At 69.2% G+C, this 21,804-nt stretch carries 22 protein-coding genes; 2 read left to right on the forward strand and 20 right to left on the reverse strand.

Features of this window, described 5'->3' with window-relative positions:
* Positions 1–10: 10 nt before the first annotated feature.
* The 19 genes from AB0M24_RS34330 to rimP form a co-directional block, all read right to left on the reverse strand.
* Positions 11–2,260, reverse strand: a complete 2,250-nt coding sequence (locus AB0M24_RS34330; RefSeq protein ID WP_363777555.1) for a polyribonucleotide nucleotidyltransferase — start codon at positions 2,258–2,260, stop codon at positions 11–13.
* A 229-nt stretch (positions 2,261–2,489) separates the two neighbouring features.
* Complete coding sequence (rpsO, locus tag AB0M24_RS34335; protein ID WP_030471762.1) at positions 2,490–2,759, reverse strand: 30S ribosomal protein S15; 270 nt, start codon at positions 2,757–2,759, stop codon at positions 2,490–2,492.
* A 128-nt stretch (positions 2,760–2,887) separates the two neighbouring features.
* Positions 2,888–3,334, reverse strand: a complete 447-nt coding sequence (locus AB0M24_RS34340) for a 2'-5' RNA ligase family protein (protein ID WP_363777558.1) — start codon at positions 3,332–3,334, stop codon at positions 2,888–2,890.
* Complete coding sequence (locus AB0M24_RS34345; RefSeq protein ID WP_363777559.1) at positions 3,331–3,810, reverse strand: helix-turn-helix transcriptional regulator; 480 nt, start codon at positions 3,808–3,810, stop codon at positions 3,331–3,333. The genes AB0M24_RS34340 and AB0M24_RS34345 overlap by 4 nt, the downstream gene beginning before the upstream one ends.
* A gap of 84 nt (positions 3,811–3,894) precedes the next feature.
* Complete coding sequence (locus AB0M24_RS34350) at positions 3,895–4,827, reverse strand: bifunctional riboflavin kinase/FAD synthetase (protein ID WP_363777561.1); 933 nt, start codon at positions 4,825–4,827, stop codon at positions 3,895–3,897.
* Between the two features lie 29 nt (positions 4,828–4,856).
* The gene (gene truB, locus AB0M24_RS34355) at positions 4,857–5,744 is read right to left on the reverse strand and encodes a tRNA pseudouridine(55) synthase TruB (protein WP_363777563.1); all 888 of its coding nucleotides are present in this window, start codon (positions 5,742–5,744) and stop codon (positions 4,857–4,859) included.
* A gap of 11 nt (positions 5,745–5,755) precedes the next feature.
* On the reverse strand, positions 5,756–7,081 hold the full coding sequence (locus tag AB0M24_RS34360; protein WP_363777565.1) for an MFS transporter: 1,326 nt from the start codon (positions 7,079–7,081) through the stop codon (positions 5,756–5,758).
* 110 nt (positions 7,082–7,191) lie between these two features.
* Positions 7,192–8,493, reverse strand: coding sequence for an MATE family efflux transporter (locus AB0M24_RS34365; RefSeq protein WP_363777567.1), 1,302 nt, complete (start codon positions 8,491–8,493; stop codon positions 7,192–7,194).
* Positions 8,494–8,533: 40 nt separating this feature from the next.
* Complete coding sequence (locus AB0M24_RS34370; protein ID WP_363777643.1) at positions 8,534–9,757, reverse strand: RNA polymerase sigma factor; 1,224 nt, start codon at positions 9,755–9,757, stop codon at positions 8,534–8,536.
* Between the two features lie 38 nt (positions 9,758–9,795).
* A complete protein-coding gene (locus tag AB0M24_RS34375; protein WP_363777569.1) occupies positions 9,796–10,119 on the reverse strand; it encodes a YciI family protein in 324 nt (107 codons plus the stop codon).
* A gap of 541 nt (positions 10,120–10,660) precedes the next feature.
* Positions 10,661–11,284 (reverse strand): dihydrofolate reductase family protein, encoded by a 624-nt coding sequence (locus tag AB0M24_RS34380; RefSeq protein WP_363777571.1) that lies wholly within the window; start codon positions 11,282–11,284, stop codon positions 10,661–10,663.
* Positions 11,285–11,797: 513 nt separating this feature from the next.
* On the reverse strand, positions 11,798–12,931 hold the full coding sequence (locus tag AB0M24_RS34385) for an ROK family transcriptional regulator (RefSeq protein WP_363777573.1): 1,134 nt from the start codon (positions 12,929–12,931) through the stop codon (positions 11,798–11,800).
* Positions 12,928–13,914, reverse strand: coding sequence for a bifunctional oligoribonuclease/PAP phosphatase NrnA (locus AB0M24_RS34390; protein ID WP_363777575.1), 987 nt, complete (start codon positions 13,912–13,914; stop codon positions 12,928–12,930). Before AB0M24_RS34390 ends, AB0M24_RS34385 begins: the two co-directional genes overlap by 4 nt.
* 112 nt (positions 13,915–14,026) lie before the next feature.
* Entirely contained in the window at positions 14,027–14,479 is a 453-nt protein-coding gene (gene rbfA / locus AB0M24_RS34395) for a 30S ribosome-binding factor RbfA (RefSeq protein WP_363777577.1), read from the reverse strand.
* Positions 14,480–14,492: 13 nt separating this feature from the next.
* Positions 14,493–14,789 (reverse strand): DUF503 domain-containing protein, encoded by a 297-nt coding sequence (locus AB0M24_RS34400; RefSeq protein WP_363777579.1) that lies wholly within the window; start codon positions 14,787–14,789, stop codon positions 14,493–14,495.
* Positions 14,790–14,858: 69 nt separating this feature from the next.
* Positions 14,859–18,062, reverse strand: a complete 3,204-nt coding sequence (infB, locus tag AB0M24_RS34405; protein ID WP_363777582.1) for a translation initiation factor IF-2 — start codon at positions 18,060–18,062, stop codon at positions 14,859–14,861.
* Between the two features lie 87 nt (positions 18,063–18,149).
* Positions 18,150–18,497: a YlxR family protein gene (locus AB0M24_RS34410; protein ID WP_363777645.1), complete on the reverse strand. Its 348-nt coding sequence runs from the start codon at positions 18,495–18,497 to the stop codon at positions 18,150–18,152.
* A gap of 18 nt (positions 18,498–18,515) precedes the next feature.
* Complete coding sequence (gene nusA / locus AB0M24_RS34415) at positions 18,516–19,529, reverse strand: transcription termination factor NusA (protein ID WP_363777584.1); 1,014 nt, start codon at positions 19,527–19,529, stop codon at positions 18,516–18,518.
* Positions 19,526–20,050: a ribosome maturation factor RimP gene (gene rimP, locus AB0M24_RS34420; protein ID WP_363777586.1), complete on the reverse strand. Its 525-nt coding sequence runs from the start codon at positions 20,048–20,050 to the stop codon at positions 19,526–19,528. The genes nusA and rimP overlap by 4 nt, the downstream gene beginning before the upstream one ends.
* Positions 20,051–20,130: 80 nt before the next feature.
* On the opposite strand from rimP, the gene AB0M24_RS34425 reads away from it, so the two are divergent.
* Together AB0M24_RS34425 and AB0M24_RS34430 are read left to right on the forward strand one after the other, a co-directional pair.
* Positions 20,131–20,622, forward strand: coding sequence for a hypothetical protein (locus tag AB0M24_RS34425; protein WP_363777588.1), 492 nt, complete (start codon positions 20,131–20,133; stop codon positions 20,620–20,622).
* Positions 20,619–21,047: a ferritin-like domain-containing protein gene (locus AB0M24_RS34430; RefSeq protein WP_363777590.1), complete on the forward strand. Its 429-nt coding sequence runs from the start codon at positions 20,619–20,621 to the stop codon at positions 21,045–21,047. The genes AB0M24_RS34425 and AB0M24_RS34430 overlap by 4 nt, the downstream gene beginning before the upstream one ends.
* Here AB0M24_RS34430 and AB0M24_RS34435 read toward each other — a convergent pair.
* Positions 21,044–21,769 (reverse strand): hypothetical protein, encoded by a 726-nt coding sequence (locus tag AB0M24_RS34435; protein ID WP_363777592.1) that lies wholly within the window; start codon positions 21,767–21,769, stop codon positions 21,044–21,046. The genes AB0M24_RS34430 and AB0M24_RS34435 overlap by 4 nt on opposite strands.
* Positions 21,770–21,804 lie beyond the last annotated feature (35 nt).

Raw genomic sequence — 21,804 nt, forward strand, 5'->3', positions numbered from 1 at the left:
TCTGCCGCACTCACTGCGCGGGAGCCGCCTCAGGAGCAGCTTCCTCGGCAGCGGGAGCCTCGGCGCCCTCAGCCGGCTTCGCCGCGTCCTCTTCGGACACCACGACGAGGCTGATCTTGCCGCGCTGGTCGATGTCGGCGATCTCGACGCGGAGCTTGTCGCCGACCTTGACGACGTCCTCCACCTTCGCGATGCGCTTGCCGTTGCCCAGCTTCGAGATGTGGACGAGGCCGTCCTTGCCGGGCAGCAGCGAGACGAACGCGCCGAACGCGGCCGTCTTCACCACGGTGCCCAGGAAGCGCTCGCCGACCTTCGGCAGCTGCGGGTTCGCGATCGCGTTGATCATGCCGATCGCGGCCTCGGCCGAGGGGCCGTCCGCCGCACCGACGTAGATCGTGCCGTCGTCCTCGATGGAGATGTCGGCACCGGTCTGCTCGGTGATCGAGTTGATCATCTTGCCCTTCGGGCCGATGACCTCGCCGATCTTGTCGGTCGGGATCTTGACCGACGTGACGCGCGGCGCGAAGGCGCTCATCTCGTCCGGGTCGGAGATGGCCTCGGCCATGACCTCCAGGATGGTGTAGCGCGCGTCGCGGGCCTGGCCCAGCGCCGCCGCCAGCACCTCGGACGGGATGCCGTCGAGCTTCGTGTCGAGCTGCAGCGCCGTCACGAACTCCTTGGTGCCCGCGACCTTGAAGTCCATGTCGCCGAACGCGTCCTCGGCACCGAGGATGTCGGTCAGCGCCACGTACTCGGTCTTGCCGTCGACCTCGTCGGAGACGAGACCCATCGCGATGCCGGAGACCGGCGCCTTCAGCGGGACACCCGCGTTCAGCAGCGACAGGGTCGAGGCGCAGACGGAGCCCATCGACGTCGAGCCGTTGGAGCCGAGAGCCTCGGACACCTGGCGGATCGCGTACGGGAACTCGTCGCGCTTCGGGAGAACCGGCATCAGGGCGCGCTCGGCGAGCGCACCGTGACCGATCTCGCGGCGCTTCGGCGAGCCCACGCGGCCGGTCTCACCGGTCGAGTAGGGCGGGAAGTTGTAGTGGTGCAGGTAGCGCTTGTGCGTCTCGGGAGACAGCGAGTCGATCTGCTGCTCCATGCGCAGCATGTTCAGCGTGGTGACACCCAGGATCTGGGTCTCGCCGCGCTCGAACAGCGCCGAGCCGTGCGTCCTCGGGATCACGGCCACCTCGGCACCCAGGTCGCGGATGTCGGTGAGGCCACGGCCGTCGATGCGGACCTTGTCGCGCAGGATCCGCTGGCGCACGAGCTTCTTGGTCAGCGAGCGGAACGCGGCGCCGACCTCCTTCTCGCGACCCTCGAACTGCTCGGCCAGCTTGTCCAGCGTGGCGGCCTTGATCTCGTCGAGCGTGGTCTCGCGCTCCTGCTTGCCCGCGATGGTCAGCGCCTGGGCGAGCTCACCGGAAGCAGCGGCCTCGACGGCCTCGAACGCGTCGACCTGGTAGGCCGGGAACGTCGGGTACTCACCGGTCTCCTTGGCGGCGACCTGCGCGAGCTGCGCCTGCGCCTCGCAGAGGACCTTGATGAACGGCTTCGCGGCCTCGAGACCGGCAGCCACGACCTCCTCGGTGGGGGCGACAGCGCCCTCGCCGATCAGGTCGATCACGTTGTCGGTGGCCTCGGCCTCGACCATCATGATCGCGACGTCGCCGGACTCGACCACGCGGCCCGCGACGACCATGTCGAACACGGCCTTCTCGAGCTGCTCGTAGTTGGGGAACGCCACCCACTGGCCCTCGATCAGAGCGACGCGAACGCCACCGATCGGGCCGGAGAACGGCAGGCCGGCGAGCTGCGTGGACGCGGACGCGGCGTTGATCGCCACGACGTCGTAAAGGTCGGCCGGGTTCAGGCTCATCACCGTGATGACGACCTGGATCTCGTTGCGCAGACCGTCCACGAAGGACGGGCGCAGCGGCCGGTCGATCAGGCGGCAGGTGAGGATGGCGTCCGTGCTCGGACGACCCTCACGGCGGAAGAACGAGCCGGGGATGCGGCCCGCCGCGTACATGCGCTCCTCGACGTCCACCGTCAGGGGGAAGAAGTCGAAGTGGTCCTTGGGGTGCTTCGACGCCGTCGTGGCGCTCAGCAGCATCGTCTCGTCGTCCAGGTACGCGACCACGCTTCCGGCGGCCTGACGCGCGAGGCGCCCGGTCTCGAAGCGGATCGTGCGCGAGCCGAACTTGCCGTTGTCGATAACGGCAGTCGCCTCGTGGACCTCGATGTCCGTCATTTACTTGTTGCTCCTCGTCTTTTGGACACCGCAGCACGCTTCTTGACGAGGCCGGTCTTCGATCGAAGTCTCCTGGGGCTCTTCCACCAGGGGACCACTACCGAGGACCGGCGATAACTGCTTCGCGCGATGCGGGTCCTGTTTTGTTCCTCTTTCAACCAGGGATCTGTATACACCCGGTTGTGCGCCGAGGGGGAGTGACCGGCCGGTCACTCCCCCTCGGCAAGCATCACCTGCGCAGACCGAGGCGCTGGATCAGCGCGCGGTAGCGGTTGATGTCCACCTTGGTCAGGTAGTTCAGCAGACGGCGGCGACGGCCGACCATCAGCAGAAGACCCCGGCGGGAGTGGTGGTCGTGCTTGTGCTGCTTCAGGTGCTCGGTGAGGTCGGCGATGCGCTTGCTCAGCAGAGCGACCTGGGCCTCGGTGGAACCGGTGTCCGAGTCGTGCAGACCGTACTCACCGAGGATGGACTTCTTCTGTTCCGTGGACAGTGCCACTAGGTACTTCTCCTACTTCGTTCAGGTCCGTGCGGCCCCACGCCCGCCGAATTGCTGGCCGGGGTAGCCGGTACTGGCCGCCACGGACCGCAGCCAGACCCAACTGCGAAGGCTATCAGGCACAGCGTTCAGTGGCGCGCTGACGTGCGCAACCCCACCCGTGCGACGGGTGTGTAGACGCCATCGGCGCTGCTCACGAGCACTGCTTCCGTCGGCTGCCACGGGCTGCTCAGGAACTCCGGCATCGGTTGTCCCCGGTACCCGTAGGCCACCGTCAGGTGCGCCCACCAATTGTCGTCGGCGCCCGCTGCTCGTGCCAACTGATTTAAATCGCCGTGAATTCCCGCCCACAGGACCTTGCCGCGGAAGTTTCCGAAGTCCTTCAGCCGGATTTCGGGGGCCTCGTGGCCTTCGAGCGCTTTGAAGCGTTCCTCATCTGCGGTTTCGCCGTGGAAGCACAATGTGATGTGCCACTTCTCCGGCTTCGTCCACTGCAGGTCGAGGCTTCGGTCGAGCACGGCGTCGAGCTCGTCGATCACGTGCCGCGGCGGGTAGAGCGCGGTGAAGAGCTTCATCGGCCCGCCGCGCGGATGGCGCGGCGGAACAGTTCGGCGATCGCGGGGAAGTCCTCGTGCAGCAGGTCGGCGGCCTGCGTGAGCTCGGTGCGGTCGGCGACGCGGCGCAGCACCGGGTACGCGACGCTCTCGTCGCCGTTGACCGGCAGGTTGTCGCGGGACACGGTCGGCTTGGACTCGCGCACGTCGTCGAGCGCCCGCTGCAACGCGTCCGGAGCCCCGGTCGCCACGTCCGGCGTGAGGATCTTGCGCTCCAGCATGATCATCCGCGCGAGCACGGCCGGGTTGCCGATCTTGGCGCGGCGACCGCTCATCACCTGGCTGAGCATCGGCGCGCTGATGCCCAGCACGTCCGCGAGCTGAGCCTGTGACACGTTGAAGGCCACGACCAGCCGGCGCACTCGGTCACCCAGAGGTTCCCCGTACCACTCCCGCTGAAGCGCGAGGTTGCGCTGAACGATCTTGTGGTCCTCCACCTTGACCTCTCCTGTATGCACCGTTCCGCACCGCATCCTGCCAGCCTGCGGACGCCCCCACGTCCGCTTCGCCCAATCTGACGGTCACGACTCGGCCAGCAGTTCCCTCGTTCGGTCTACATCTCGGTGCATTTCCTCGAGAAGCGCCTCGACGGAGTCGAACTTCACCATCCCGCGCAGCCTGTCGACGAAGTCCACGGCGACCCTCTGCCCGTAGTAGTCCTCGTCCACGTCCAGCACGAACGCCTCGATCCGGCGCTCACGGCCGGAGAACGTCGGGTTCGTCCCGACGCTGACCGCCGCCTTGAGCTTCTTACCCTTCGAGTCGGTGAACCAGCACGCGTAAATACCGTCAGCCGGAACAGCCGCGAACTTCGGCGTCGACAGGTTCGCCGTCGGGAATCCCAGGTCCTTGCCGCGTCCGTCGCCCTTGACGACGATCCCTTCGAGCCGATGCGGCCGGCCGAGTGCCTCGGCCGCGGCCTTCACGTCGCCGGCGTCGATGCACGCGCGGATGTAGGTCGACGAGTAGGTCACCTCGTCAGCGGACACCAGATCAGCCCCCTCGGTCACGAATCCGAACCGCTGCCCGAGCCGGCGCAGCAGTTCGACGTTACCCGCCGCCTTGTGCCCGAAGGTGAAGTTCTCACCCACCACGACAGCGGCCGCGTGGAGCTTCTCGACGAGGATCTCGTGGACGAACTCGGCCGCGGGCATCCTGCTGGTCTCGAGGCTGAACGGCACCACGACGAAGTGGTCGATGCCGAGCTCCTCGACCAGCTCCGCCCTGCGCCGCAACGTGGTCAGCTGCGCGGGGTGACTCCCCGGCCGGACCACCTCGGACGGATGCGGGTCGAAGGTCATGAGCACGGACGGCAGGCCTCGTTCGCTCGCGAGCTCGACAGCCCTGCCGATCAGAGCCTGGTGGCCTTTGTGGACACCGTCGAACACGCCGATGGTGACGACGCAGCGGCCCCAGCCGCCGGGAAGGTGATCTAGTCCGCGCCAGCGTTGCACGGTGATCAGCCTACGACGGGTTCGCGGCCTCACCCAGCCGGGCTCAGCACGACGACGGGCTTGGCCGCGGTGCCCTCGTCCTTCACGAGCGCGATCACGTGCCCGTCCGGCCCGAACACGCCGTAGGTGCCGTCGATCCCGCCCGCCTTGAGCCGCTGCCCGTGCGAGAGCGCCGAGGCCTCCACCGGGTCGATGTCGCGGCGCGGGAACGCCGTGGCGACCGCCGAGTCGAGGTCCAGCGACAGGCCGGGCGTCTCCTCCAGCTGCTGCAGCGTCTTGGCCACGCGGAGGTCGAACGGGCCGACCCTGGTGCGCCGCAACGCACCCAGGTGCCCACCGACGCCGAGCGCCGCGCCGAGGTCACGTGCCAACGCGCGCACGTAGGTGCCGGAGGAGCACTCGACCATCACGTCGATGAGCACCGTCTTGTCCTCACGGCGCGTGAACAGGACGTCGAACCGATGCACCGTTACGGGTCGTGCGGGGATCTCGACCTGTTCGCCCGCCCTCACCCGCGCGTAAGCACGCTTGCCGTCGATCTTCACCGCGGACACGGCCGACGGCACCTGCTGGATCGGGCCGGTCAGCTTCGCGATCTCGGCCGCGATGGCGTCGTCCTGGACGTCACTCGCGTCCACAGTGGACAAGGTCTCGCCCTCGGCGTCGTCCGTGGTGGTGGACGAGCCGAGCACGATCGTCGCGAGGTAGGCCTTGCTGTCGAGCGCGAGGTGGCCGAGGAGCTTCGTCGCGCGCTCGATGCCGAGCACGAGCACGCCGGTCGCCATCGGGTCCAGCGTGCCGGCGTGCCCGACCTTGCGGGTGCCGAGAATCCTGCGCACACGCGCCACCACGTCGTGCGAGGTCATGCCGTCCGGCTTGTCGACGACGACCAGGCCCGGTGCAACAGAGGGTTTCACGGCGGGAAAGCTTAAGCGACGCGCAACGCGTCCCAGCGCCGACGCCGCAACTGCACCGGCACCGTCTCACCACGCTCCTCAGCGGCGAACACCGCGGCACGCGCGCGCCGCCACCACACGAGCATCCGCCAGCCGCCGACCGCGAGCACCACGACGCAGAAGCTGAGCGCCACTCGGAACGACGTCTGAGGCGTGAGCAGGTTCTCGGTGACGTCCAGCAGCACGCCGACACCGAGCGCCGCCACCGTGACGGCGAGGAAGCCACCGACGTTGACCAGGCCGCTCGCCGTGGACTGGCGGTGCGACGGGTTGTAGTCGCGGGCCAGCGCGAACGCGACGCCCGAGATCGGTCCGCCCACCGTGAGCACGAGGAACACCACGGCGATGACCGGCACCGGCACGTGACCGCCCGGCCACAGCAGCAGCACGGCCCACCCGGTGAGCGCGAACGCCAGGAACCCGCCCGCGATCGGCATGCGCCACTCGGGGTTGCGAGAGAAGAGCGCGCCAACGATCGGACTGGCCACGATCGCGCCGATGACCAGCAATCCGAGCGTGGACGACGCCGCCTTGGCCGACATGCCCTGCGCCTGCACGAGGTACGGGTACCCCCACAGCAGGCCGAGCACGGCCGGCGTCGACATGGTGCTGAAGTGCGCCCAGAACCCGAGCCGGGTGCCGGGCACGCTCCACGCCTGCCGCACCTTGGGCCAGATCTTCTTGAACGGCACGGTTTCCGGCTTCGGAGCGGTGAAGCCGTGCGGCACGTCCTTGATCCGCAGGAGCGCCACGACCGAGTACAGCGCGGTGATGCCACCGGCGATGAGGAACGCCCACGTCCACCCGATCGAGCCGAGCATGAGCGTCAGCGGCACGGTGGCGACGAGGTTGCCGACACCGCCGAGGGCCGCCGTAATTGCGACGACCAGCGAGTACTGGCGTGGCGGGAAGTGCGCCGCGACGATGCGGATCACGCTGATGAACGTCATCGCGTCACCCATGCCCAGCACGGCGCGCGCGGTCAGGCCCAGCGCATACGAGTCGGCGACGGCGAAGAGCAGCTGACCGGTGCCCATGAGCAGCGCGGCGACGGTGAGGATCTTGCGCGGACCGAAGCGGTCCACGAGCAGACCGGTCGGGATCTGCATGAGGGCGTAGACACCGATCTGCAGCACGGTGAACACACCGAGCTGCGCGGGTCCGAGCCCGAACCGCTCACTCGCCTCCAGCCCGGCGACGCCGAGCGTGGTGCGGTGGAAGACGGCGGCGAAGTAGACGAAGACGGCGGTGGTCCAGATCAGCCACGAGAGTCGGGTGGCGCGATCGACCGACGGCAAGACGGCACTCTCCCCAGGTCGGAGGCGGGCAGACATTAGTTACATCGCCTAAACAACCTTCTTGGTAACGATTTCATGCCGTGAGGTCGGACACAGCGGCCGTTCGGGGGTCACCTGACCGCGCCCTCGACGGCCCACTTCCCTGTTCTGGTGCGGTGGACGACCGCGATGAGCCGCAGCACCATGAACGCCGACAACCCGGTCCAGATCCCCGCGAGCCCCCACCCGAACGCGTACGCGGCCCACACCAGCGGCAGGAACCCGATCACCGCTGAGCCGAGCGTCGCCGTGCGCATGAACTTCACGTCGCCGGCGCCCAGCAGCACCCCGTCCAACGCGAACACCACGCCCGCGATCGGTTGCAGTGCAACGAAGAACCACCACGCGTTGGGGATTTCCGCGAGCACCCCTTGATCCGACGTGAACGCCTGCGGCAGAACCGTTGCCAGCGCGGCGAAAACGACGCCGAGCCCGATCCCGAACACCAGCCCGTACCGCGTGACCTGCCACGCCAGCTTCTCGGCCTGGAGCCGTTTCGACGCCCCGAGTGCCGCACCCACCAGCGACTGCGCCGCGATCGCCAACGAGTCCAGCACAAGCGCCAGGAACGTCCACAACTGCAACACGACCTGATGCGCACCCACGGCCGCCACGGACGTCCGTGCCGCCACCGAAGCCGCGCTGATGAAGCACGCCTGGAACGCCAAGCTCCTCAGGACGAGATCACGCCCCATGCCGAGCTGCGCGCGCATGGCCTTGTAGTGCGGCGCGAGGTGGACCTTCTCGCTGATGAGCGCCTTGAAGAAGAGGGACGCGGCGAGCACCTGCGCCACGACGTTGGCGATGGCCGACCCCTCAAGCCCCCACCCCGCGCCGTAGACGAGCGCCGGGCACAACACCGCGCTGATCCCGTTGCCGATCAGGATGTACTTGAGTGGCCGCTTGGTGTCCTGAACGCCGCGCATCCACCCGTTGCCGGCCATCGTGACGAGGATGAACGGCGCCCCGAACAACGCGATCCGCACCCACTCGACCGCCGCGTCCGCCACAGCGCCCTTGCCCGCGAGCACCTCAGCCAACGGCCGCGCGAACACCTGTCCCAGCACGATCACGAGGAGTCCCGCGGCGAGGGCCAGCCAAGTCGCCTGAACACCCTCCTCGACAGCGTCCCGCCGCCTGCCCGCCCCGTGCAGCCGCGCCGTGCGCGCCGTCGTGCCGTACGAGAGGAACGTGAGCTGCGTCGACACCTGCGTCAGCAACACCCCGCCGAGCGCGAGCCCGGCCAGCGGCAGCGCCCCGAGATGCCCGACCACCGCCGTGTCGACGAGCACGTACAACGGCTCGGCCGCCAACACCCCCAGAGCAGGCACCGCCAGCCCGATGACCCGCCGCGCGGGAACCCGATCCTCCACACGTCGAACCTAGGTGGTCAGCCGAGGTTTCCGCCGGTGACTAGGACCACTGCCGATCGCGGCGCCGAATCAGACCGGCGGTCTCGGCGGTGTTACCGGCCAACTCGATGGCCTTGTCGTACGCCTCCCGCGCCTCACTCGTGCGCCCGAGCCTGCGCAACAGATCAGCGCGCGTGGCGTGGAAGGCGTGGTAGCCGGTGAGTTCTTCGAGCCGGTCGACGATCTTCAGCGCCACCTGCGGCCCGTCCAGCTCCGCCACCGCGATGGCCCGGTTGAGCTCGACGATCGGCGACGGGTCGACTCGGACGAGCAGGTTGTAGAGCGCGAGGATCTGCCCCCAGTCGGTGTCGCGCATGTCGCGGGCATCGGTGTGCACGGCGTTGATCGCGGCCAGAATCTGGTACCGCCCAGGAGCGACCCCTGTCGCGAGTCTTTGTCGCACCAACTGATGGCCCTCGGCGATCAGCTCCGTGTCCCATTCGCCGCGGTCCTGCTCGTCGAGCGCTACGAGTTCGCCCTCTGCGGAAATCCGTGCTGGTTTGCGCGCCTCCGTGAGCAACATCAACGCCAGCAGCCCGGTCACCTCACCGTCGTCCGGCAGCAGCGCGTGAATCAGCCGCGTGAGCCTGATCGCCTCCGCAGTCAGCTCGTGCCTCACCGGGTCGGTGCCGGCCCCCGTGGCCAAATACCCCTCGTTGAACACGAGGTACAACGTCGTGAGCACACCCCCGACACGTTCCGCGAGATCCTCCCGCGCAGGCACGCGATACGGGATCCTCGCCGCCTTGATCTTGGCCTTGGCCCGCGTGATCCGTTGCCCCACAGCACTTTCGGCCACGAGGAACGCGTTGGCGATCTCCGGCACCGTCAAGCCGCCGACCATCCGCAACGTCAACGCCACCCGCGCCTCCACCGCCAACGCCGGATGACAGCACGTGAAGATCAACCTGAGCCGATCGTCCTCGATGACGCTCGCCGGCTCAGCCTCGTCGTGATACGCCATCTGAGCCTCCTTCTGCTTGTCATCCCGCTTGCTCTCGCGCCGAATCCGATCAATGGCCTTCCTGGTGCCCGTAGTGGTCAACCACGCGCCGGGGTTGGGCGGCACACCGTCCGCGGCCCACCGCTCAACGGCCGTCGCAAACGCCTCGGCCGCCGCCTCCTCAGCCGTGTCGAGATCCCCAAACCGCCTGGTCAGAGCCGCAACCACCCTCGCCCACTCCTCGCGGTGGGCCCGGCTGACCGCCTCGTCGACGTCGCTCATGCTCGCGCTCGCGCTCGCGTCCATGTTCGCGTTCACGTTCACAGGAACGGCCGCACCTCGATCTTCCGGTCACAAACCTTCGAAGCCTCAGCCGCGAGCTTGAGCGCAACGTCCAAATCGGGCGCCTCCCAAACCCAAACCCCGGCCAGGTACTCCTTCGACTCGACGAACGGCCCATCGCTGAACACCGCCCGCTCCCCCCGGTTGTCGATCACCGTGGCCGTACCGGTGTCAGCCAGCCCGCCCGCGAACACCCAATAGCCCTCGGCGATCAACCGCTCGTTGAACTCGCTGATCGCCGGCTGCCTGTCGGTCCGACCGGGATTGCTCTTGTCGTCGATCACGGAAACCAGATACCGCATCCGAAAATCCTCCCTCACGCGCCAAACACCCAGCTCAGCAAGCTCGCAGCGACAGCGGACGCCCGCCGCCCCATCATTCCGCCGCCCAAATCCCCCAAATCGGGCCAAAATGCCCCCAGACCTGGCCAAAGAACACCAGGCCAACGAGCACATGGGTCGGCGGACGCCTCCCGCCCACTGCGCCAGCCCACCACGGGTACGCCGGATGCCACCCGACCACCGCACCCCTCGAACTCACGCACACCCGATGCCAGCCAACCACCGGAACCGCCCGCCTCCGACACACCGGACGCCAGCTGGCCACGGCGCGAACCCAGCGGATACGCCGGGCGCCTTCCGACCAGCGCGTGAACACACCGATGGGGACACGGCCGCAGCTGGCCACCGCGTCGGCCCGTCGCGAGTGCGCAGGACGCCCTGCCGACCACGCGTCGGCCGCCCACCGCAGGTACCAGCGGCCGCCAGCTGGCTACCTCGTCGGCGCTGGCCGGCAACGGGCCGCTGGCTGCGCCTCAGCGTTGGCGGGTACACGGGCCGTGTGTCAACGCGCTGGCGGGTACACGGGTCGCCCCGCCGGACGGAAGACCTGGGTCGTCACGCCCTTAGAGTCCACACGCGACTCCACAAGGTCGAGCGCGAGGTCCGGGCCGGCCTGCGGGAACAGGCGCGTGCCCTGGCCGACGATCACCGGGATCGTGATCAGGGTCAGCTCGTCGACGAGGTCGTTCGCCAGCAGCCACCGGACCAGGGTGCCGCTGCCGTGCACCTGCAGCTCGCCGCCCGGCTTGGCCTTCAGGTCCGCGATGGCCGCGGCGAGGTCGCCGGACAGCACGGTGCTGCCTGACCAGGCCGGGTCGGCGAGGGTTGTCGAGGCCACGTACTTGGGGCGGGCGTTCAGCGCGTGCACCACTGGCTCCCAGCCGGGGGCGTCCTGCTCGGTCCAGGAACCCCACGAGCCGGCGAAGAGCTCGTAGGTTCGGCGGCCGAACAGGAAGGCGTCGGCTCGGTGGTACGTCTCCTTGATCAGGGCGTGGGTTTCGTCGTCGCCCTTGCCCAGCGCCCAGCCGCCGCGCTCGAAGCCTGCCTTGCGGTCCTCGTCCGACGCGCCGCCGTTGCCCTGCACGACGCCGTCGAGGGTCAGCTGGGTCATGGTCGTCAGCTTCATGGTCGTGGTGCTCCCCTGCTGTGGTGGCGCCGCCCCTCGTGGGCGGCCTCACCACTGCTACGAACACCTCGCCCCCGATCCGACACCCGTCCCCGAAATTCTTCGAAGAATTTTCTGGAGCCGACCGTAGGACCGCGCCGGGCTGCACTGCACCGCACGATCGCGCTGCACCGCGCTGCACAGCCACACCGCATCACACGGCGGCACCGCACCCGCACGGCGGCACTGCACGATCGCATTGCGCTGCGCTGCACCGGACGTCCGCGCCGCATCGCACGGCCGCACCGCACGGCCGCACCGCACCGCACGGCCGCACTGCACTGCACTGCATGACCGCACCGCATCACACGCATCGCACACCGCACGGCCGCACTGCACTACACGGCCGCACCGCATCGCATTGCGCGGCCGCACTGCTGTAGTCCGCTCCCATGCGCGCTTCCTCGTTACGCGAGGGATTGGTAACAGCGTTTCAGGACACCAGGCGGCCCATGTTCACCCGACCGGGCGACCCTAGGCCCGCTGCGGCAGGCCGAAGACGCGTTCGCGCGCCACCGCTAGCGCGGAATGCAGGGCTCCCGAGCGCACGGGGTTGGCGGTGATCTGGGCGAGGTGCACTGGGGTGCGCGGGACCACCAGCTTCAGCAGTTCCGCCGACACCAGGTCGCACAGCGTCTCGCCACCGGCCTGCGCCACTCCACCCGACAAGAGGACGAGTTCCGGATCGAGAACGCACACGACGTTCGCCAGACCCAATGCGATTCTACGGGCGAGGTCTGACAGAAATGCGCGGCCTTCCGTGCCCGCGGTCAGAGCGTGGGCGACGGCTTCCAGGCCGGACGAGGACGCGATGCCGTGCGAAGAAGCCAGGGCCACGATGGCGTCGCTGTCGACCTGGTCGCCGTAGCGGCCGCCGGGGATCTGCATCGAGTCGATCTCGCCCGCGCCGCCGGTGACGCCTCGGAGCAGCACGCCGTTGACGACCACGGCCGAGCCGATTTCGTCCGCCGGCCAGAAGAGCACGAAGTTCCGCACGCCCACGGCCTTGCCGGAGCTCATCTCCTCCAGAGCCGCCAGGTTGATGTCGTTCTCGATCGACACCGACGCCCCGAGCAGCTCACGCAGCGTCGAAGGCAGGTCTACGTCCACGAGGCCTGGCAGGTGTGGTGCGAAGCCGAGGTGCCCGGTCGCCGGATCCACCGCACCGGGCGTGCCGACCACCACGTGTGACAGCGCGTCCAGCCGCAGTCCGGCCAAAGCGGCCGCCTTCTGCACGGTCTCGCGAAACACCGCCAGAGTGTTGGAAGCAGGCATCGGCGCGCTGTGCTCGGCCAGCAGCGACCCGGTGATGTCCGCGATGACCACGTCGATCAGCTCCGGCGTCAGTGCCACCGCCGCGACGTACCCGACGCCGCCGTTGACCGCCCACATCTGTGCCCGCGGTCCGCGCCCGCCACCACGCAGCCCGGTGCGGACGACCATGCCGTCCTCCTCGAGCCGCGCCAGCAACTGAGCGGTCGCGGGCTTCGAGAGGCCGATCACCTCCTCCAGCTCGGCCCGGGTCATCGCTCCGCTGCGCAGCAGCGTCTCGATCGCAGCCCGGTCGTTGATCTCCCGCAGCAGCCGCGGGCTTCCAGTCCGTGTCATGACCCCACCCGCTCCAACGCGCCCTTCAGCGCGGCGACCACCTGGTCCGCAGCGCCGTCGAACGTGAACCCGGCTGCCAGCCGGTGTCCACCACCCCCGAGCACCTGCGCCACCTCACGAACGTCCACCCGGCTGACTGCCCGCAACGACACGGACCAGAACCCAGGCCGCAACTCCTTCAACACCGCCGCGACCTCGGCCTCGGAAGCAGAGCGCACGACATCGATCACGCTCTCCACCTCCTCACTCCGCACGCCGGCAGCGTCGTCCACCCCGACCACCGCGTGCACGAGCCCCAGCCCGCCGGCAGCCCGCTGATCCAGCTCCGCCTTCGCCAGCACTCGCGACAACATGCCCAGGTACGCGAACGGATGCGCGTCCATCAACGGCCGCGTGACGCTGTAGGCATCGACTCCGGTGGCCAGCAACCGCGCCGCGGTCTCGTGCGCGGCGGGCCCGGCCTTCCGAAAGCCACCGGTGTCCGTCACCAGCCCGGCGTAGATGCACCGCGCGATCGGCTCGTCGACCTCGACACCCATCTCGTCGAGCAACTTCAACGCGATCAGCGCCGTCGCCTCGGCGTGCTCGTCGATGCAGTGCAACGTCCCGTACCGCGTGTTCGAGACGTGGTGGTCGATGACGATGACGGGCCCGGTACAAGCGGCAACCCGTCCACCCAACGGCCCCAGCCTCTGCACGCTGCCGGTGTCCATGACCACGAGCAACTCAGGCGCGGCAGGCACCTCGTCCCGGTGCACCAACAGCCCGGCGGTGTCCAAAGCCTTCAACGACTCCGGCACGACCTCGGGCTCTCCGAACGCCACGCGCACCGCGACCCCGCGCCGGTGCAGCGCGAGTCCGACAGCCAAGGCACTCCCGAGCGTGTCAGCGTCGGGGTTGATGTGACTGAGAAGGGTCACATCGCGGGCGCCGGCCAGTAACCGCGCGGCCTCGGCAATGGTGGTGCTCAGGTCGTCTGCCACAGGGAGACGTTAGCTGCTCACCGTCTCAATGTGCTGCAGGGCACCCTCGGACAAGACAGTTTCCATCCCATAAACCACCAAGGGGGACCTCGAAAGGTCCCCCGGCGGAAAATCAGTCCTCGTCCTCGTCGTCTTCACGAGGCGCCTTGTACGGATCGGCGTCACCGGCAGGAGACGCCCCCGCCGCCAACCGAGCCACCTCGGCGTCGGCAGCCTGAGCCTTGGCGAGCAACTCGTCCATCTTCCGGGCCGCATCGGGCACGGTGTCGGTCATGAAGGTCAGCGTGGGCGTGAACCGGACCCCGGTCTGAGCCCCGACCATCGACCGCAGAACACCCTTCGCCTTCTCCAGCGCCGCAGCAGCGCCGGCGAAGTCGGGCTCGGAGTCCAACCGCTCACCCAGAACGGTGTAGTAAACGGTCGCGTCGTGCAGATCTCCGGTCACCTTGGTGTCCGTGATCGTGACGCGAGCCAGGCGCGGATCCTTGACCTCGTGCTCCAGAGCCGAGGCCACGATCTGCGAGATCCGCTTGGCGAGCTTGCGGGCACGTGCCGTGTCGGCCACGAGCCTCCCCTTCCTAGTCGTCCTCCGGCCCCAGCAAACGCGTCCGGGCGGAGAGCAGTTCCAGTTCGGGACGTCCGGCAACCAGCCTTTCACAGCCGGACAGGACGTCCCTGACGTGCTCGGCATCGCCCGCAACGACTGCGACACCGATCAACGCGCGCCGATGCAGATCCTGATGACCGGCCTCGGAAGCGGCAACTTCGAAGCGCTTGCGCAGCTCGGCCACGACGGGCCGGACCACCGAGCGCTTCTCCTTCAACGAGTGGACGTCGCCCAAGAGCACGTCCAGTTCCAGAGCCCCCACGTACATGGGCAAGATCCTCCAGAAGAAAAGGGTGCGGAGCCACCGGTTAAATGGCCCCGCACCCCCATCAAGCCACTACGCGCGCGGCTTCTCGCGCATCTCGTAGGTCTCGATGATGTCCTCGAGCTTGAGGTCGCTGTAGTTGCCGAGCGTGAGACCACACTCGAAACCTTCGCGAACCTCGGTGGCGTCGTCCTTGAACCGCTTGAGCGAGCTGATCGGGAGGTTCTCCGCGATCACCTTGCCGTCACGGAGGAGGCGCGCCCTGGCGTTGCGGCGAATCTCGCCCGACAGGACCATGCAACCCGCGATCGTGCCGACCTTGGAGGACTTGAAGACGTCGCGGATCTCGGCGCGGCCGAGCTGGACCTCTTCGTACTCCGGCTTGAGGAGACCCTTGAGGGCCGCCTCGATCTCGTCGATCGCCTGGTAGATGACCGTGTAGTAGCGAACGTCGATGCCCTCGCGGTTCGCGAGCTCGGTCGCCTTGCCCTCGGCCCGGACGTTGAAGCCCAGGACGATGGCGGAGGAGGCCACGGCGAGGTTGATGTCGCCTTCGGTGATGCCACCGACACCGCGGTGGACCACGCGCAGCTCGACGTCGTCGCCGACCTCGATCTTCATGAGCGCGTCCTCGAGGGCCTCGACGGTACCCGAGTTGTCACCCTTGATGATCAAGGTGAGCTGGCTGGTTTCCTTGAGCGCCGCGTCCAGGTCCTCGAGGCTGACGCGCTTGCGCTTGGCGGCGTTCTGCGCGTTGCGAGTGCGGGCCTGGCGACGCTCGGCGATCTGCCGGGCGACGCGGTCCTCGTCGACGACGAGGAACGAGTCACCAGCGCGCGGCACCGACGTCAGACCGATGACCTGCACCGGACGCGACGGGGTCGCGTCGTGCACGTCGTCGCCGTGCTCGTCGACCATGCGACGGACGCGGCCGTAGGCGTCGCCCGCGACGATCGAGTCGCCGACGCGGAGCGTGCCTCGCTGGACGAGCACCGTGGCGACCGGACCTCGACCGCGGTCGAGGTGCGCCTCGATCGCGACACCCTGGGCCTCCATCGCCGGGTTGGCGCGGAGGTCCAGCGACGCGTCGGCCGTCAACAGGATGGCTTCCAACAGCCCATCGATGTTGATGCCCTGCTTCGCGGAGATGTCGACGAACATCGTGTCGCCGCCGTACTCCTCGGCGACCAGGCCGTACTCCGTCAGCTGCTGACGGATCTTGGCCGGGTTGGCGCCTTCCTTGTCGATCTTGTTGACCGCCACCACGATCGGGGCCGACGCCGCCTGGGCGTGGTTGATCGCCTCGACCGTCTGCGGCATCACGCCGTCGTCAGCGGCGACGACGATGACCGCGATGTCGGTCGAGTTCGCACCACGGGCACGCATGGCGGTGAACGCCTCGTGACCCGGGGTGTCGATGAAGGTGATGAGGCGCGGGTTGCCCTCGAGCTCGGTCTCCACCTGGTAGGCACCGATGTGCTGGGTGATGCCACCGGCTTCACCCTCGTGCACCTTCGCCTTGCGGATGGTGTCGAGCAGTCGGGTCTTACCGTGGTCGACGTGACCCATGACGGTCACGACCGGCGGGCGAACCTGCAGGTCGTCCTCGTCACCGGCGTCCTCGCCGTAGGTGATGTCGAACGTCTCGAGCAGCTCGCGGTCCTCCTCCTCGGGGGACACGACCTGCACGACGTAGTTCATCTCGGAGCCGAGCAGCTCCAGGATCTCGTCGGACACCGACTGGGTCGCCGTGACCATCTCGCCCAGGTGGAACAGCACCTGCACGAGCGACGCCGGGTTGGCGTTGATCTTGTCGGCGAAGTCGGTCAGCGAGGCACCGCGCGGCAGGCGGATCGTCTCGCCCTGCCCCTTGGGCAGGCGGACGCCACCGACCGAAGGCGCCTGCATGTTGTCCATGTACTCCTGGCGCTTCTGCCGCTTGGACTTGCGTCCACGACGCGCCGGACCACCGGGACGACCGAAGGCACCAGCGGTACCGCCGCGACCAGCGCCGCCGCCACCACCGGGACGACCGCGGAAACCGCCGCCACCACCGGCCGGGGCGCCGCCACCGGCACCGCCACCACCGCCGGGACGGAAGCCGCCGCCACCGCCACCGCCGCCACCGGGACGGAAGCCGCCGCCACCGCCACCGCCGCCACCGGGACGGAAGCCGCCACCGCCGCCACCGCCACCGCCGCCGCGGAAGCCGCCACCGCCGCCGCCACCACCGGGACGACCGCCACCGCCACCGGGACGGCCACCGCCGCCACCAGGACCGGGACGACCGCCACCGCCGCCACCGGCCGGACGGCCCGGCATCATGCCGGGGTTCGGCCGCGGGGGCATGTTGCCCGGGTTGGGGCGGGGACCGCCCTGACCGGGGCCACCGGGACGAGGACCACCCTGGCCGGGGCCGGGACGGCCGCCGCCCTGGGCTGCTGCCGGGCGCGGACCACCCTGACCGGGCGCACCACCCGGACGGGGGGAAGCCGGACGGGGGTCGCCGGGCTTCGGGCCACCCGCGGGGCGGTCGCCGCCCTGCTCAGGCCTCGGGCCGGGACGAGGTCCGGGACGCGGCGCGGGAGCGTTGCCGCCACCGACGCCGAACGGGTTGTTGCCCGGACGCGGGGCACGCGGGCCAGCGGGCTTGGGAGCCTGCGTGCGCGGCGGCACCACGGACGGGGACTGCTGCCCACCAGCGGACGCGGCCGGAGCCTGCGGCTGCTGCGGTGCGGGCTGTTGCTGCTGCGGAGCCGGGCGCGGGCCCGGACGCGGGCCACCCGGCTTGGCGCCGGGAGCCGGGGCAGCCTTGGGAGCGGCCGGAGCCGACGCGGCGGGTGCCGGTGCGGCGGCGGCCGGAGCCTGGGGCTGCTGGACGGGCGCGGCCGGAGCCTGCGCGGCCGGAGCGGCGGGCGCGGGCTTGGGGGCCGGGGGACGCGGAGCCGCGGGCTTCGGGCCGGGCATGGCCTTCGGCGCGGACGGGGCCGCGGGCTTGCTGTCGGTGGTCGCTGCCGGCTTCGACTCCGCCGGTGCGGCGGGCGCTGCGGCAGCCGCGGGTGCGGGTGCCTTCGGCTTCGGAGCGGACGGCTTGGGAGCCGACGGCTTCGAGGACTTGGCTTCGTAGGCGTCACGAAGCCGCCGGGCCACGGGGGCCTCGACGGTCGACGACGCGGACTTCACGTACTCGCCCTGTTCGGCGAGCTTGTTCAGAACTTCCTTGCTCGTAACACCGAGCTCTTTCGCGAGCTCGTGCACGCGGGCCTTGCCTGCCACTGCTCTCCTTGGTCGTGAGGCCGGCGGGCAAGTCCCATCGACCTCGTCTTAACGTCGCGCGTTCATGTCTTCAGCTTCACGGCTGACTCATGACGGGTCGACCTGCTTCCTTGTTTCTTGCTGACCGAGGGGCTGTCCCCCGGTCGATTTCCCGTGCTGCTCCAGGTGCTCGCGCAACAAAGCGACGTCGAGTGCTCCCTGGACCCGGAGGGCCCGCGAGAACGCCCGTCGCCGCTCGGCGTTGCGGAGACATTCGAGATCGAAATGCAACCAAGCACCTCGACCAGGAAGCCGCCGACGGAGGTCCGGAACCACCGAACCGTCCACCGCGACCACACGCAGCAGCTCAGAGGGCAACGTCCGGGTACGGCATCCGACGCACGTACGAACAGGGCCGATGTGTTGGGTTGCCGAACCCGACGTTGAACCGTTGATAAGTCTATCCCCTGGAGCTCATTCGGCCGAACTGGATGTGACCGCCCCCGCGGCCGGGGACTCCGCGTCGCTGCGGATGTCGATGCGCCAGCCGGTCAGGCGGGCGGCCAGGCGGGCGTTCTGCCCCTCCTTGCCGATCGCCAGCGACAGCTGGAAGTCGGGCACCACGACGCGGGCCGTCTTGGCACGCTCGTCGAGCACCCGCACGGACACAACCTTCGCTGGTGACAATGCATTCCCGACGAAAGTGGCCGGGTCGTCGGAGAAGTCGATGATGTCGATCTTCTCGCCGCCGAGCTCGTGCATCACGTTGCGCACACGGGCACCCATCGGGCCGATGCAGGCGCCCTTGGCGTTCACTCCGGCAACCGTTGATTTCACCGCGATCTTCGAACGGTGACCTGCCTCACGTGCCACCGCGGGGATCTCCACGGTGCCGTCCGCGATCTCCGGGACCTCGAGCGCGAACAACCGCCGCACGAGGTTCGGGTGCGTGCGCGAGAGAGCGATCTGCGGTCCGCGCGCGCCACGGGACACGCTCACGACGTAGCACTTGATGCGCTCGCCGTGGTTGTACTGCTCGCCCGGCACCTGCTCGGCCGGCGGCAGCACGCCCTCGGTGTCACCGACCTGCACGACGACCATGCCGCGGGCGTTCGCGCGGGCGTCGCGCTGCACGACACCGGCGATGATCTCGCCCTCCTTGGCGGCGAACTCGCCGAAGGTGCGCTCGTGCTCGGCGTCGCGCAGGCGCTGCAGGATGACCTGCCGCGCGGTGGTGGCGGCGATGCGGCCGAAGCCTTCAGGAGTGTCGTCCCACTCCTCCTGCACCGCGCCGTCCGGACCCAGGTCCTGCGCGAGCACGCGCACGACGCCGGTCTTGCGGTCGATCTCCACGCGCGAGTGCGCGTGGTGCCCTTCGGTGTGCTTGTAGGCGGTCAGCAGCGCTGACTCGATCGCCTCCAGGACCGTCTCGAAGGGGATGTCCTTTTCACGTTCGATCGCCCTCAGGGCGGCGATGTCGACGTTCACCTCGGCTCCTCCTTCGGTGCTTTCCGAGTGAGCCGAGCCAGTTCCTCGACCGGCGGCTGCTTGAACTCGATCTCCATGACCGCGCGTTCGATGTGGCGGTACTCCACGCGCCGCAGCTCGTCCTTGTGCAGCAGCTCGACACCGGTCTCGTCGCACTCGCCGACCCGGCCGAACCACTCGGCCTGCTCCGGCTGCTTGATCTTCACGAGACGCAGGTGCGCGCGCTTCCAGTGGCGCGGGCGCGTCAGGGGGCGGTCGACACCCGGCGAGGTGACCTCGAGGGTGTACGGCCCGTTGATGATGTGGTCGTGCTCGTCGAGCGCGGCGGAGACCACCCGGCTCGCCTCGGCGACCTCGTCGAGCCCGATGCCGTCCTCGCCGTCCACGACGACCTTGACCAGACGGCGGCGCCCAGCCTGATTCACGTCGAGTGCGTCGAGGTCGAAGCCGATCGCTTCGAGCGCTTCCCGCACAACGGGTGCTAGCTGCGCGGCAAGCTCTCCGCGCGGCGGGCTGGACACGTGGTGTCTCCTTCAGTTCGAACGCATGAAAACCCCGGCCGACGGTGTTTCGGCGGCCGTGGACGCCCAGACTATCTCCTTTGCCCGGCTCCCACCGCGCCGCACGGCTGCTGGCAATATGGGTTCGCGTGATCTCCGAATCGGTCAGCCGCCGCCGTGTGCTGCTCGCGGTGGCCGCCGCACCGCTCGCCGTTGCGTGCACCACAGAACCTCCGACGCCACCGCCGCCGGACCCGTTGTCGGCGCTCGCGGCCCAGGCACGGGCGGATGCCGCGCTGGCCAAGACGCTCACGACGGTGCCGGGTGCCGCGGAGATCGCCACCGCCCGTGAAACGCACGCCAAGCTGCTGCAGGCCGAGGTCGACCGCGAACGCCCGCCGCTCTCGTCGACGGCACCGCCCGCGCCCACGACGCCGCCCACTCCGCCGGACCCGCTCGCGGCGTTGAAGACCGCGCTCGACGAGTCGGTGCGCGACGCGTCGGCGATCGTGGCGACCCTGCCCAGCTACCGCGCCGGTCTCGTCGGGTCGGTGGCCGCCGGCTGTGCTTCGTTGCGGGAGGTGCTCGTATGAGCGTGGATTCCGTTCAGACCGCGCTCGGCACCGAGCACGCGGCGTTGTGGACCTACGGCATGGTGTCGGCGTTCCTGGGCAACCAGGCCGCGGCGGTCGCGGAGGGTGCGAACGCGCACCGGGCCCGCCGGGACACGACCGAGCGGTGGCTGCGGGACAAGGGCGCGACCCCGAACCCGCCCGCCGCCGCCTACCTGCCGCCGGCTCCGGTGTCGGACGGGCCTTCTGCACTGGCCGCGCTGGTCGCCGTCGAGCAGGACACGTGCGCGGCGTGGCGCGGGGTGCTGGAGCGCACGGACGAGTCGGCGCTGCGGACCTCCGCGCTGGACGCGTTGACGGCGGCGGCGGTGCGGGCGACGCGGTGGCGCAAGGCGGCCGGTACGAACCCGGCGTCCATCACGATGCCGGGTGTCGCTTCCGGTTAGTCCCCGAAGGAAGACGCGAGACGGATCGCGTCGTTGGAGACCTTCTTCATCTCCTTGTTGTGCGCGAGCGCGTCGGTCCCCTTGGCCGGGGAGTCCGACTCGACGATCACCACGAGTTGGTCGCGCTGCTCCGAGGCGTACCCGCCGTTGGCCAGCGTGGTCAGCGGCGGCACGCTGATCGCCTTGTCCAGCACCAGGTCCTTGATGTTTCCGGTGCCGTCCTTCTGGGTCAGCTCGCGCAACGCCTTCGCGTCGGCCGCGCTCTTCATCTTCACCACGGACACCGACGAGTAGACGGTCCGTCCGTCCGGCAGCTTGGCCGTGTAGAAGGCCCGCGTCAGCTGGAGGCACTGCGTGGTCTTGAGGAACGTGCCCGTCTGCCCGGAGGCGTGGGCGGCGCAGTCGCTGTCCTTCACCGGCTCGGGGAGCTCCGGCACGGTGCTGAACTCGAACTCCCCCGCGGTCTTCTGGGGCTGCGCGACCGGCTTGTCCACCGGATCCGACGGCTGCAGCACCCACCAGACGAAGCCCGACACCACCGCGACGCCGACGAGCGCCAGGGCCTTGCCCACCCACGTCCTCTTCTGCTGCGAAGGAGGCTGCGGGGGCAGGTGCCCCTGGCGGTTGTCCATGATCGACTGGAGCTTCATCAGCTCGTCGGCCGGGTAGAGCGGCGCGGTGTCGGTCGGCCTCGGTGGGAAGCGAGGCAGGCTCTGGGTCACCTCTTCAGGTGACTGACGTGGTTCCGACACAAGGA

This window comes from Lentzea sp. NPDC051838, assembly GCF_040681245.1.
Classification (GTDB): Bacteria; Actinomycetota; Actinomycetes; order Mycobacteriales; family Pseudonocardiaceae; genus Lentzea.